Below are 14,367 nucleotides of genomic sequence, written 5' to 3' on the forward strand. Positions count from 1 at the left end.
TATTAAAATGACGAGTGATTTATTATATTCGGGAAAAGCTAAAGATTTATTTTTGACAGATGATGAAAATATCATTGTTGCACGTTACAAAGACCAAGCGACAATGCTTAATGGCGCTCGTAAAGAGACGATTAAAGGGAAGGGTGTTCTTAATAATCAAATCTCATCTCTCATTTTTAGAAAATTAAATGCAGCTGGGGTTGCAACGCATTTCATTGAAAAAATATCAGAAACAGAACAACTGAATAAAAAGGTCAGCATTATTCCGCTTGAAGTTGTTCTGCGTAATGTGACAGCAGGTTCTTTTTCTAAACGTTTTGGGTTGGAAGAAGGAATCGAACTGGAAGAGCCAATTGTCGAATTTTATTATAAAAATGATAAGTTGGATGATCCCTTCATTAATGATGAACATGTGAAATTTTTAAAGCTTGCTAACGATGAAGATATTGCCTATATTAAAGCTGAAACACGTCGGATAAACAAACTCTTGTCAGATTGGTTCCATCAAATCGGACTTAAATTAATTGATTTTAAATTGGAATTCGGTTTTGATAAAGATGGTAAAATTATCCTAGCAGATGAGTTTTCACCAGATAACTGTCGTCTTTGGGATGCGCAAGGGCATCACATGGACAAAGATGTCTTCCGAAGAGGGTTAGGAGAATTAACGGATGTTTACGAAGTGGTATGGGAAAAATTGCAAGAACTTAAGTAAGGATTGAACATGGATAGACGTATTTTTGTTGAGAAAAAAGCTAACTTTAGCATTAAATCGGAGTCACTGGTCAAAGAACTAACACATAATTTGCAGTTAACCTCCTTAAAAATTTTACGTATTGTGCAGGTTTATGATATCTTTAATTTAGAAGAAAGCCTGTTTGCGCGTGCGCAAAAGCATATCTTTTCTGAGCAGGTGACAGATACAATTTTAGATGAAGCAACTGTGCAGGCGGATCTTAACAGCCATGCTTTTTTTGCTATTGAAGCTTTGCCGGGTCAGTTTGACCAGCGGGCAGCAAGTTCACAAGAGGCTTTGCTCTTACTTGGTAGTGACAGCAACGTAACGGTTAATACTGCCCAGCTTTATCTGGTTAATAAGGATATTGATGCATCTGAGTTGGAAGCGGTGAAGCATTATCTTTTGAATCCAGTTGATTCGCGTTTCAAAGATATTACCTTGTCTATTCGTCCGCAGGAATTTTCAACTTCTGACGAAACAATTCCAAATTTGGATTTCTTCAAGACTTATACAGCTGAAGATTTTGCGGCTTACAAGGCGGAACAAGGTTTGGCTATGGAAGTGGATGATCTTGTTTTTATTCAAGATTATTTTAAATCAATTGGGCGTGTGCCAACAGAAACAGAATTGAAAGTTTTGGATACCTACTGGTCTGACCATTGCCGTCACACGACTTTTGAGACAGAATTGAAAAATATTAACTTTTCAGCTTCTAAGTTCCAAAAACAATTGCAGGCAACTTACGATAAATATATTGCCATGCGTGACGAATTGGGACGTTCTGAAAAGCCACAGACGCTTATGGATATGGCGACGATCTTTGGTCGTTATGAGCGTGCTAATGGGCGTTTGGACGACATGGAAGTGTCGGACGAAATCAATGCCTGCTCGATTGAAATTGAGGTAGATGTAGATGGTATCAAAGAACCTTGGCTGCTTATGTTCAAAAATGAAACCCACAATCACCCAACGGAAATTGAGCCTTTTGGCGGAGCTGCAACTTGTATTGGTGGTGCTATTCGTGACCCGTTGTCAGGTCGTTCTTATGTTTACCAAGCTATGCGTATATCAGGTGCAGGTGATATTACCGCACCAATAGCAGAAACACGTTCTGGTAAATTGCCGCAACAAGTCATCTCTAAAACGGCGGCGCACGGCTATTCGTCATACGGGAACCAAATAGGACTTGCGACTACCTATGTCAAAGAGTACTTCCATCCAGGCTTTGTTGCTAAGCGTATGGAGCTAGGTGCTGTTGTCGGTGCGGCACCAAAAGAAAATGTCGTGCGTGAAAAACCAGAAGCTGGTGATGTGGTCATCCTTCTTGGTGGAAAAACAGGACGTGACGGTGTCGGTGGTGCTACAGGCTCATCCAAGGTTCAAACGGTTGAATCGGTTGAGACAGCAGGTGCCGAAGTGCAAAAAGGGAATGCTATTGAAGAACGTAAGATTCAACGTCTTTTCCGCAATGGCAATGTCACTCGTCTCATCAAGAAATCAAATGACTTTGGTGCTGGCGGCGTCTGTGTGGCTATTGGTGAATTGGCAGATGGTCTTGAAATTGACTTGGACAAAGTGCCACTAAAATACCAAGGTCTTAACGGTACCGAAATTGCCATTTCTGAGTCACAAGAACGCATGTCTGTTGTTGTTCGTCCAAGTGATGTGGACGCCTTTATTGCAGCATGTCATAAAGAGAACATTGATGCAGTTGTTGTCGCGACTGTTACTGAAAAACCAAACCTTGTCATGACTTGGAAGGGTGAAACCATCGTTGACTTGGAACGTGCTTTCCTTGATACCAACGGTGTGCGTGTGGTTGTTGATGCAAATGTTGTGGATAAGGATGTTGCCCTTCCTGCGGTGCGTACAACATCAGCAGCAACACTTGAAGCAGACACAGCGAAAGTCTTGTCTGACCTTAACCACGCTAGTCAAAAAGGGTTGCAAACTATCTTTGACAGCTCGGTTGGACGTTCAACAGTTAATCATCCAATCGGTGGTCGTTATCAAATCACACCTACTGAAAGCTCTGTGCAAAAATTGCCAGTACAAAATGGTATAACAACAACGGCTTCTGTCATGGCACAGGGATTCAATCCTTATATTGCGGAGTGGTCACCTTATCATGGTGCAGCTTACGCTGTTATTGAAGCAACAGCTCGCTTGGTAGCAACAGGTGCTGATTGGTCTCGTGCGCGTTTCTCTTACCAAGAATACTTTGAACGCATGGATAAACAAGCGGATCGCTTTGGTCAGCCAGTAGCTGCTCTGCTTGGTTCGATCGAGGCACAAATCCAGCTTGGGCTACCATCAATTGGTGGTAAGGACTCCATGTCAGGGACCTTTGAAGAATTGACGGTACCGCCAACCTTGGTTGCCTTTGGTGTGACAACAGTAGATAGTCGCCAGGTGCTTTCTCCTGAGTTTAAGACTGCTGGGGAGAATATTTACTACGTCCCAGGACAGGCTATTTCAGAAGATATTGATTTTGATTATATCAAGGCTAACTTTGCACAATTTGAAGCTATTCAGGCTAAGCATAAAGTAACAGCAGCTTCAGCTGTTAAATACGGTGGTGTTCTTGAAAGTTTAGCACTTATGAGCTTTGGTAACCGTATTGGTGCAACTGTAGAAATAGCTGAGCTTGACAGCAGCTTGACAGCTCAGCTTGGTGGTTTTGTTTTTACATCTGATGAAGTCATTGCTGACGCAATGAAAATTGGTCAAACTGTTGCAGAATTTACAATAACTGTTAATGGTGTCAACTTGTCCGCTGCGAAATTACTTGCAGCCTTTGAAGGTAAGTTGGAAGATGTTTATCCAACCGAGTTTGAACAGTCAACAGTTCTTCAAGAAGTACCTGTTGTGGTATCTGATGCTGTTATAAAAGCTAAAGAAAGAATTGCACAGCCTCTGGTTTATATCCCAGTTTTCCCTGGTTCCAATTCAGAGTACGATTCAGCTAAGGCCTTTGAACAAGCTGGTGCCAAAGTCAACTTGGTGCCATTCGTGACTCTTAATGAAGCAGCAATTGAGGCTTCTGTTGACACCATGGTTGACAACATTGCTAAAGCCAATATTATCTTCTTTGTTGGTGGCTTCTCAGCAGCAGATGAGCCAGATGGTTCGGCTAAGTTTATCGTCAATATCTTACTTAATGAAAAAGTTCGCTCTGCTATTGACAGCTTCATTGAAAAGGGTGGCCTCATCATCGGTATCTGTAATGGGTTCCAAGCTCTTGTCAAATCAGGTCTTCTGCCTTATGGTGACTTTGAAGAAGTTGGTGAGACAAGCCCAACCCTCTTCTACAATGATGCCAACCAGCACGTGGCTAAGATGGTGGAAACTCGTATCGCTAATACCAACTCTCCATGGTTGGCAGGTGTTAAGGTTGGTGATATTCATGCGATTCCAGTCTCTCACGGTGAAGGGAAATTTGTCGTGACAGCTGAAGAATTTGCGGAACTGCGTGACAATGGTCAAATCTGGAGCCAATACGTGGACTTTGATGGTAAGCCTTCTATGGATTCTAAATACAATCCAAACGGTTCGCTCAACGCTATTGAAGGGATTACGAGTAAGAACGGTCAAATCATTGGTAAGATGGGACACTCGGAACGCTATGAAAATGGCCTCTTCCAAAACATCCCAGGTAACAAAGACCAAGGCCTATTTGAAAGTGCAGTGAAATACTTTACTGGGAAATAGCCTATTTGCAGAAGGGATATTATGAAACAGTATGTTGCAAGGCTAGAAAAAGATTTTTCACTTATAGAACACGGATTTAAAGAGGAAGAACAAAGAGCCTTAACTGATTATAAATCCAACGATGGTGAGTATATCAAGAAATTAGCATTTTTAGCTTATCAATCTGATGTTTACCAAGTAAGAATGTACGCTGTATTCCTTTTCGGATACTTATCAAAAGATAAAGAAATTTTAATATTTATGAGAGATGAAGTTTCTAAAGATAGTAACTGGAGAGTTCAAGAAGTGTTGGCAAAGGCGTTTGATGAATTTTGTAAGAAAACAGGATATAAAAAAGCACTTCCAATTATTGATGAATGGTTAAAAAGTAGCAATCTCCATACGAGGAGAGCTGTTACAGAAGGGTTAAGAATATGGACAAATAGACCATACTTTAAAGAGAACCCAAATGAAGCTATCAGAAGAATAGCTGACTTAAAAGAGGATGTAAGCGAATATGTTAGAAAATCAGTAGGGAATGCTTTAAGAGACATTAGTAAAAAATTTCCAGATTTAGTTAAAATTGAGTTGAAAAATTGGAAATTAGAAAGTAAAGAAATTAACCAAGTTTATAAATTGGCAAGTAAATTTATTGATGCCTAGAATTTAAGTACAAAAGGTATATAAAATGACATACGAAGTAAAATCTCTCAACGAAGAATGTGGGGTCTTCGGTATCTGGGGACATCCTCAAGCAGCTCAAGTCACTTATTTTGGACTGCATAGTCTGCAACACCGTGGTCAAGAAGGTGCTGGCATTCTGACAAATGATGCTGGCAAATTGATACGACATCGTGATACAGGATTAATTTCAGAAGTTTTCAAAAATCCAGCTAATTTGGAAAAATTAACAGGTCAGGCTGCTATTGGGCATGTCCGTTATGCAACGGCTGGAGAAGCCTCTATTGATAATATCCAGCCTTTCCATTTTAAGTTTTACGATATGGAATTTGGTCTGGCACATAACGGTAACCTGACCAATACGAAAACCCTGAAGAAAGAATTAGAACATAACGGCGCTATTTTCTCTTCTTCATCTGATACGGAAATTCTGGCTCATCTTATTCGCTGCAGCCATAATCCAAGCTTTATGGGCAAGGTTAAGGAAGCGCTCAATACGGTCAAAGGTGGTTTTGCCTATCTTCTGATGATGGAAGATAAGCTGATTGCAGCTCTTGATCCAAACGGTTTTCGTCCGCTTTCTATTGGTAAAATGGCAAATGGTGCCATCGTTGTTTCCAGCGAAACCTGTGCCTTTGAAGTGGTGGGTGCCGAGTGGATTCGTGATGTCAAGCCGGGTGAAGTGGTTATCATTGATAACAGTGGTATCCAGTACGACACTTACACGACAGATACACAGCTGGCTATTTGTTCAATGGAATACATCTACTTTGCCCGTCCTGACTCAAATATTCACGGGGTCAATGTCCACACTGCTCGTAAACGTATGGGAGTACAGTTGGCGCGTGAGTTCAAACATGAGGCAGACATTGTGGTTGGTGTACCTAATTCCTCACTCAGCGCAGCTATGGGCTTCGCCGAAGAATCAGGACTGCCAAATGAAATGGGTCTCATCAAAAATCAATACACTCAGCGAACCTTTATCCAGCCGACGCAAGAACTGCGTGAGCAAGGGGTTCGCATGAAACTTTCTGCCGTATCTGGAGTGGTTAAGGGCAAACGTGTCGTCATGATTGATGACTCCATCGTGCGTGGGACAACTTCACGTCGTATCGTTCAGCTCTTGAAAGAAGCTGGAGCTACAGAAGTTCACGTGGCAATTGCTAGCCCACCTCTAAAATATCCATGTTTCTATGGAATTGATATTCAAACACGGCGTGAATTGATTGCGGCTAATCATTCTGTTGAAGAAACACGCCAGATTATCGGTGCAGATAGCCTAACTTACTTGTCTATTGACGGCTTGATTGACTCTATCGGACTTGAAACAAATGCCCCAAACGGCGGTCTCTGTGTTGCTTACTTTGATGGAGAGTACCCAACACCGATTTATGATTACGAGAAAGATTATCGTAGAAGCTTGGATGAGAAGGTTAGTTTTTATTGATAGACCGAACTCAATAGCAGCTCTGCTATTTCCGAAGAAAAAAGAAGGAAAATATTATGACAGAAAAAAATGCTTACGCTCCACGTCTTACCACTGACTAAAGGCTAAAGCATTTGTCAGTGGACGCTTTGTCCTATGGGGCCAAAGCTAAAGACCTGACTAGCTTTTTCAGTCAAAATTATGGTTTGACTGAAAAAACGTCGCAATCTTCAATATGGTTTTTTGACAAAAAAGAGAAGGAAAATTATTATGACAAAAAATGCTTACGCTCAATCTGGTGTTGATGTTGAGGCGGGATACGAGGTTGTTGCTCGGATTAAGAAACATGTGGCGCGTACGGAGCGTCTTGGTGTTCTGGGAACTCTTGGTGGCTTCGGTGGGATGTTTGATTTGTCCCGGCTGGACGTCAAAGAGCCTGTCTTGATTTCAGGAACGGACGGTGTCGGAACTAAGCTCATGCTTGCGATTAAATATGACAAGCACGACACTATTGGTCAGGACTGTGTGGCCATGTGTGTCAACGACATCATTGCTGCGGGTGCTGAACCCCTTTATTTCCTAGACTACATTGCAACGGGTAAGAATGAACCTGCTAAACTAGAGCAGGTGGTTGCTGGTGTGGCTGAAGGCTGTGTCCAAGCTGGTGCTGGTCTGATTGGTGGCGAAACAGCCGAAATGCCGGGTATGTATGGCGAAGACGATTACGACTTGGCCGGTTTTGCGGTCGGTGTGGCTGAAAAATCACAAATCATCGACGGCTCAAAAGTCAAAGAAGGAGATGTGCTACTGGGATTGGCTTCCAGCGGTATCCATTCAAACGGTTATTCGCTTGTCCGCCGTGTCTTTGCAGACTATACTGGTGAAGAAGAACTGCCAGAATTGGAAGGTAAAAAACTCAAAGATGTCTTACTTGAACCTACTCGTATCTATGTCAAAGCAGCTCTGCCATTGATTAAGGAAGAATTAGTCAACGGTATTGCCCACATCACAGGTGGCGGCTTTATCGAAAATGTCCCACGTATGTTTGGGGACGATTTGGCAGCCGAAATCGAAGAAGACAAGGTGCCAGTTCTGCCAATCTTCAAGGCGCTTGAAAAATATGGTGAGCTGAAGCACGACGAAATGTTTGAAATCTTCAACATGGGTATCGGGCTCATGCTGGCTGTCAGTCCTGAAAAGGTTGACCGTGTCAAGGAAGTCCTTGATGAGCCTGTTTATGAGCTTGGGCGTATCGTGAAAAAAGCTGACGCAAGTGTGGTAATCAAATAATGAGCAAAAAAATTGCTGTTTTCGCTTCTGGTAATGGGTCAAATTTTCAGGTCATCGGCGAGCAATTCCCAGTAGAATTTGTTTTCTCTGACCATCGTGATGCCTATGTCTTGGAGCGTGCTAAAAATCTCGGTATCAAAAGTTACACCTTTGAACTCAAGGAATTTGACAACAAAATTGCCTATGAGCAGGCTATCATTGACCTCTTGGAAAAATATGCTATTGATCTTGTTTGCCTAGCTGGTTACATGAAAATCGTTGGCCCAACCTTGCTGGCTGCCTATCAAGGCCGCATTATCAATATCCATCCAGCCTATTTGCCAGAATTTCCAGGTGCTCATGGTATCGAAGATGCCTGGAATGCCGGTGTCACTGAGAGCGGCGTGACCATTCACTGGGTGGACTCAGGTGTGGATACTGGCAAGGTCATTAAACAAGTCCGTGTCCCACGGCTAGTTCATGACACGATTGAAAGTTTTGAAGAACGCATCCATGCTGCCGAGTATCAGCTCTATCCTCAAGTGCTGGAGAGTTTAGGGGTCGAGAGAAGATAAGAAGGTAGTGAGAGATGATTTTATGGTAAAGGTAAGGACCTGTTCATAAACTATCTCTATCAGGGTTGGTAAATCATGAGTAGGGGCGTTAGCTAAGGAGAATTTTATGGGTCTATTTGATTTTTTTAAGAAGAAATTTTCCAGTGAAGAGACACCAATTGAAGATGGAGATAAGACTGTTGTTAAATCTGAAGATACAGATGATAGCGCTCCAGGATGGGAAGCGATTGATGCAGAATTTGATCGTTTATATCCTGATCAGCCCAATCCTCTTCATTATGGGACGGTTGTCAAGTATATGTTTGGGGGTCCAGATCCGCTTGACGGTATAAGTGTCTACGATGCGGGAGATTTTTGGCATTTTGTCAGCTATGGCTTGTCGGAGTTATATACAAAAGAAAGCACCGACTCAGAATACAGTGGTTATGGGATTGAATTGACTTTTAAGTTAAAGAAATCTACTAATGACGAAGAAGAAATCAAAAATGGCTGTGGTTTATTGCAGTATGTTGCAAGATATATTTTTAAAACAGGTAAAGTAGTTTTACCAGAAGAATATATTTATATGAAGCAAACGGTAGGAATCGATATCCAGCAGAAATCTAAACTGACAGGTTTTCTGACCGCTAGTGACAATCTAGCTAAGCCTCTAGATACTCCTCATGGAAAAGTAGAATTTGTCACTCTGATTGGTGCGACAGATGCAGAACTGCGAAGTGTTTATGAAAGTGAAACAAGTAAGCTTGAGGTAAGGAAATTGTTGCAAGAGCTTGGAAATCAGATTACAGACTATAATCGCCAGTCTTTAGTTTAGATAATTTGAAGGAATCTATTGATAAAATGAAAGGAAAAAACATGACTAAACGCGCACTTATCAGCGTCTCAGACAAAGCGGGCATTGTTGACTTTGCTAAAGAATTGAAAAACTTGGGTTGGGAAATCGTCTCAACCGGCGGAACTAAGGTTGCCCTTGACAAGGCAGGGATTGACACCATCGCTATTGACGATGTGACTGGCTTTCCTGAAATGATGGATGGTCGTGTCAAGACTCTTCACCCTAAAATTCATGGCGGTCTCTTGGCGCGCCGAGACCTTGATAGTCATGTTAATGCTATGAAAGAACATGGCATCATACCGATTGATTTGGTCGTTGTCAACCTTTACCCATTCAAGGAGACTATTCTTAAACCAGATGCAACCTATGCGGATGCGGTTGAAAATATTGATATCGGCGGACCATCTATGCTGCGTTCAGCAGCTAAAAACCATGCCAGTGTGACGGTTGTGGTTGACCCTGCTGACTACGCTGAGGTTCTTGACGAATTGTCAGCGAACGGAGAAACAACTTATGAAACTCGTAAGCGTCTGGCAGCTAAAGTTTTCCGTCACACCGCAGCTTACGATGCCCTCATCGCTGAATATTTCACTGCTCAAGTGGGTGAAGAAAAACCTGAAAAACTCAACTTGACTTATGACCTCAAGCAGCCAATGCGTTATGGTGAAAATCCACAGCAGGATGCGGATTTCTACCAAAAAGCCTTGCCAACTGCTTATTCTATTGCCTCTGCTCAGCAGCTCAACGGTAAGGAATTGTCCTTCAACAATATTCGCGATGCTGATGCGGCTATCCGTGTCATTCGTGACTTTAAAAACCGTCCAACCGTTGTGGCGCTCAAGCACATGAATCCATGTGGTATCGGTCAGGCTGATGACATTGAAACAGCTTGGGATTACGCTTATGAGGCTGATTCAGTTTCGATCTTCGGCGGCATTGTTGTCCTAAACCGTGAGGTTGATGCAGCGACAGCTGAGAAGATGCACGCTATCTTCCTAGAAATCATCATTGCGCCATCTTATACAGACGAAGCGCTAGCTATTCTCACAACCAAAAAGAAAAATCTGCGTATTCTGCAACTTCCCTTTGACGCTCAAGAAGCTAGCGAGGCTGAAAAAGAGTATACTGGCGTGGTTGGTGGCCTCCTTGTGCAAAATCAAGACGTGGTCAAAGAAAGTCCAGCCGATTGGCAGGTCGTTACCAAGCGCCAGCCAACTAAAACGGAAGAAACTGCTCTTGAATTTGCTTGGAAAGCCATCAAGTATGTCAAGTCTAATGGCATTATCGTGACCAATGACCACATGACACTTGGTGTCGGCCCAGGTCAGACCAATCGTGTCGCTTCTGTTCGCATCGCCATTGACCAAGCTAAAGATCGCCTTGACGGGGCTGTTCTTGCTTCTGACGCTTTCTTCCCGTTTGCTGATAACGTTGAAGAAATTGCAGCTGCTGGTATCAAAGCTATCATCCAACCCGGCGGTTCCGTCCGTGACCAAGAGTCTATCGATATGGCTGATAAATACGGCATTGCTATGGTCTTTACGGGTGTGAGACATTTTAGACATTGAGAACAGAAAAAACCTTGGAATTTTTTCCAAGGTTTTTAAAGTTGTTTAGAGAGAGTTATTTTGGATAAATATAGCTAACTGCACCTTGTCCTGCTGTATGGGGATTAAACCAGCCACGAAAGTTCCCAATGTACTGTTTCCCAGCGTAGTTTGCCTCTTGAATCTGAATACGGGTGTTTGAGGCCACGTGAGTGACGACTCCAACGTGCCCGTAACTACCATCTGTCCAACAAATAATAGCTCCGACTTGTGGAGTTGTTCCTGTTTTAAAACCAGCACGTCTGGCACTAGTAGCCCAATCGCCACCATTGCCCCAGTAGTTGCCAGCCCAAGGTGCTAGAGCTTTAGCGCCCCAAGTGCATTGCCCTTTTGGATAAGTAGTTGCAGCAGCATAATTGGGTTGGAAAGAAATAACAGGTTTCTCTACTTGATAGCTCGTACCTGTTAGTCCAATCATTTTACCGTTGAGATTGCGGTAGACATGTGTGTGGAAAAGCCCACTACCAGTGTGTTTTTGCGTATCAATAGTGAACTTGTAGATACCATTTCCGGTTTTAGTAGCTGTGTACCACTGGATATCATCTTGCCCGTTGACTTCAGACCAGGTAGGCAGGATGATATTTCCATCTCCATAAGCATCTGTCACTGTTACTTCATAATTGTAGATCGAGCGTTTCGTGACAGCTACTTTCGTTTTTATCTGTTCTGCGAACATGCTAACCGAATCTGTTGCATAACTATGCTCACTACCGTCTTTATATTTTACATAAATATGATTGATATAGGTTCCAGACAAAGCCTGATGATTGCGGATATTAAAGGTTGTTGAAAAAGTTCCGTCTCCATTGTCAGTAGCTGTGTACCATTTGATATTACTCTGATTTGTAGTACTCCAAATAGGAATGCGAACAGATTGAATGGATTTGGATTTTGAAGTTTCCTTAATTTTGACCGTATATGTTCCTTGTTCTTGATTGATATTTTCAACAGAGAATAATGGCTTTTGCTCTTCTTCCGAAGGTAATTGATCGGGACGAACTTGTACCGTAGTTCCAGCTAAGCCAGTAAACTCTGGTTTGACATAGCTTTCTCCGTAAAGATGAATGTGATAAGTTCCTGTGTCATAGTTATGTTTTTTTAGCTCAACTCTAACATTGTAGCTTCCATCAGGATTTTTAGTAGCTGCATACCATTGAAGATCATCTTGTCCGTTTTTATCAGACCAAGTTGGAACAGTTAGTTTATAGATTGTTTCAGGGACATTTTTGATCTGAATATCCATGATGCCAGGTTCTGGAAAACTAGTTTGGATAGTAGGATTTGGTTTTTCAAGGTTAAAAGTGGTACCTGACTGATAAATCATTTTACCATTTTTATTTTCATAAGTATCTACAAAATATCTCCCATAACCCTTGTGTTTGGAAAAGTCAAATTTAGTTATTTCCTGTTCAGCATCGTACCAGTTGAGATCATCACTACCATTTTCTTCAGACCAAATGGCATGAACAATTTTAGAATTTTTTTGATCTTTATTGCGTGTAAAATGAATTTGCCCAATCTGTCCAGCTGTCGTAATTTTTGTTTGACTAGTAGGTTTATTCAGAGTGAAAGTCGTTCCATTTAAACCGATCATTTTTCCATTGATGTTGATATATGTATGGACATGGAAAGTACCGTACCCAGAATGTTGGCTCAAATCAACAGTTGTTGATGTTTGAGATGCGGAATACCATTTAAGGTCATCTTGCCCATTTTCATCAGACCAAACAGCATGGGAAATGGTGTAGGGGTTTTGGGCTTGTGAACGTATGTAGTTGATAGAAATGCTATTGCCAGAAACATTGACAGTAACATCGCTAGCAAGGGTTGTTGGATTTGAGCTTTTTGAAGCATTATTTGCTTCCGAGGCTTGAACTGTTAGTTGAGCTGAAAAAACACTCAAAAGGGCGCTGGATAGTAAAAACAATTGACTATATTTTTTCATAAATCTCCTTTGAATAAATAATTTGGATAGTTCCATTTAGATTATTCGGGAAAAAATGAAAAAAAGCGAAAATTGAATTAAAAAATTAGAAATGACAATAAGATTTTATTATTATCAAAATATTTCACGATAAACAAAGGTATAAACGAACATTTGTGGTATAATTGATATAAATAATTCGCAAAGAGGGCAATTATGAAACTTTTGGTTGTTGGTTCTGGTGGTCGTGAGCATGCGATTGCCAAGAAGTTATTGGAGTCTCATGGTGTGGAGCAGGTTTTTGTCGCACCTGGAAATGACGGGATGACTCTGGATGGTTTGGATTTGGTGAATATCAGAATTTCCGAACATTCCAAGTTGATTGAGTTTGCCAAAGCAAATGCTATTGCTTGGACCTTTATTGGTCCTGATGATGCGCTAGCGGCTGGTATCGTTGATGACTTTAACCAAGCTGGGCTTGAGGCTTTTGGCCCAACTAAGTTAGCAGCAGAGCTGGAGTGGTCTAAGGATTTTGCTAAGGAAATCATGGTCAAATACGGCGTTCCGACAGCAGCCTATGGCACATTTTCCGACTTCGAGAAAGCTAAAGGCTACATCGAAAAGCAGGGCGCTCCAATCGTGGTCAAGGCGGATGGCTTGGCATTGGGTAAGGGAGTGGTCGTGGCTGAAACCGTGGAGCAGGCGGTCGAGGCGGCGCATGAAATGCTGCTGGACAATAAGTTCGGCGACTCGGGTGCGCGCGTGGTTATTGAGGAGTTCCTTGATGGCGAGGAATTCTCGCTCTTTGCCTTTGTCAATGGGGACAAGTTTTACATTATGCCTGCGGCGCAGGATCACAAGCGGGCCTATGATGGTGATAAGGGACCAAACACAGGCGGCATGGGGGCCTACGCTCCTGTTCCTCATCTGGCGAAAAGCGTGATTGACCAGTCGGTTGATGCTATTATCAAGCCAGTGCTTGAGGGTATGATTGCTGAGGGTCGCCCTTATCTTGGCGTGCTCTACGCGGGGCTTATCTTGACTAAGGACGGTCCTAAGGTTATCGAGTTCAACTCTCGCTTTGGCGATCCCGAGACCCAAGTTATCTTGCCGCGCCTGACTTCTGACTTTGCACAGAATATCACGGACATTTTGGCTGGCAGGAACCCTGATATCACTTGGCTGGATTCGGGCGTGACCCTAGGCGTGGTGGTTGCTTCAAATGGCTATCCGCTCGCCTACGAAAAAGGGGTGCTTCTGCCAGAAAAGACCGGTGGCGACATAATCACCTATTATGCAGGGGCTAAGTTTGATGGCAATAGCCAGCTGCTCTTGTCAAACGGCGGCCGCGTCTACATGCTGGTTACTACAGCCGACAGCGTCAAGGCTGCGCAGGACAAAATCTATAAGAAACTTGCAGAACAAGAAACAACTGGCCTCTTTTATCGGAAAGATATCGGGAGTAAATCTATTAAAGATTAAATCTACTCGTTTAAAAATTAGTGTTTTCTAAAGCAACCGAAGGTTGCTAGAATCCGACAGTTTCTTCCGTAGTGAAAAGATGATTAACCACGGTTAATCGTCTAGGGAAATTTCGAGACCCTGGGCTCGAATTTAAGCA

At 42.5% G+C, this 14,367-nt stretch carries 10 protein-coding genes; 9 read left to right on the forward strand and 1 reads right to left on the reverse strand.

Annotation, left to right across the window (positions count from 1 at the left end; genetic code table 11):
* Nucleotides 1–7 precede the first annotated feature (7 nt).
* The 8 genes from purC to purH all read left to right on the forward strand — a co-directional run bounded on the left by purC (nt 8) and on the right by purH (nt 10,783).
* A complete protein-coding gene (gene purC / locus H8787_RS00230) occupies nt 8–715 on the forward strand; it encodes a phosphoribosylaminoimidazolesuccinocarboxamide synthase (protein WP_006270101.1) in 708 nt (235 codons plus the stop codon).
* A 9-nt stretch (nt 716–724) separates the two neighbouring features.
* Nucleotides 725–4,450, forward strand: coding sequence for a phosphoribosylformylglycinamidine synthase (locus H8787_RS00235; RefSeq protein WP_187327976.1), 3,726 nt, complete (start codon nt 725–727; stop codon nt 4,448–4,450).
* A gap of 21 nt (nt 4,451–4,471) precedes the next feature.
* The gene (locus tag H8787_RS00240) at nt 4,472–5,092 is read left to right on the forward strand and encodes a DNA alkylation repair protein (protein WP_003071279.1); all 621 of its coding nucleotides are present in this window, start codon (nt 4,472–4,474) and stop codon (nt 5,090–5,092) included.
* A 25-nt stretch (nt 5,093–5,117) separates the two neighbouring features.
* Nucleotides 5,118–6,557: an amidophosphoribosyltransferase gene (gene purF, locus H8787_RS00245; RefSeq protein ID WP_187327977.1), complete on the forward strand. Its 1,440-nt coding sequence runs from the start codon at nt 5,118–5,120 to the stop codon at nt 6,555–6,557.
* Nucleotides 6,558–6,803: 246 nt separating this feature from the next.
* The gene (purM, locus tag H8787_RS00250; protein WP_187328353.1) at nt 6,804–7,826 is read left to right on the forward strand and encodes a phosphoribosylformylglycinamidine cyclo-ligase; all 1,023 of its coding nucleotides are present in this window, start codon (nt 6,804–6,806) and stop codon (nt 7,824–7,826) included.
* The gene (gene purN, locus H8787_RS00255; RefSeq protein WP_187327978.1) at nt 7,826–8,380 is read left to right on the forward strand and encodes a phosphoribosylglycinamide formyltransferase; all 555 of its coding nucleotides are present in this window, start codon (nt 7,826–7,828) and stop codon (nt 8,378–8,380) included. The genes purM and purN overlap by 1 nt, the downstream gene beginning before the upstream one ends.
* A 106-nt stretch (nt 8,381–8,486) precedes the next feature.
* Entirely contained in the window at nt 8,487–9,194 is a 708-nt protein-coding gene (locus H8787_RS00260; protein WP_048800325.1) for a suppressor of fused domain protein, read from the forward strand.
* A gap of 41 nt (nt 9,195–9,235) precedes the next feature.
* The gene (gene purH / locus H8787_RS00265; RefSeq protein WP_187327979.1) at nt 9,236–10,783 is read left to right on the forward strand and encodes a bifunctional phosphoribosylaminoimidazolecarboxamide formyltransferase/IMP cyclohydrolase; all 1,548 of its coding nucleotides are present in this window, start codon (nt 9,236–9,238) and stop codon (nt 10,781–10,783) included.
* A 55-nt stretch (nt 10,784–10,838) separates the two neighbouring features.
* Here purH and H8787_RS00270 read toward each other — a convergent pair whose 3' ends face one another.
* Nucleotides 10,839–12,767 (reverse strand): GBS Bsp-like repeat-containing protein, encoded by a 1,929-nt coding sequence (locus H8787_RS00270; protein WP_187327980.1) that lies wholly within the window; start codon nt 12,765–12,767, stop codon nt 10,839–10,841.
* Nucleotides 12,768–12,962: 195 nt separating this feature from the next.
* Between H8787_RS00270 and purD the strand changes: the two genes are divergently transcribed.
* Entirely contained in the window at nt 12,963–14,228 is a 1,266-nt protein-coding gene (gene purD, locus H8787_RS00275; protein WP_187327981.1) for a phosphoribosylamine--glycine ligase, read from the forward strand.
* Nucleotides 14,229–14,367 lie beyond the last annotated feature (139 nt).

This window comes from Streptococcus sp. NSJ-72 (assembly GCF_014334035.1).
Classification (GTDB): Bacteria; Bacillota; Bacilli; order Lactobacillales; family Streptococcaceae; genus Streptococcus; species Streptococcus constellatus.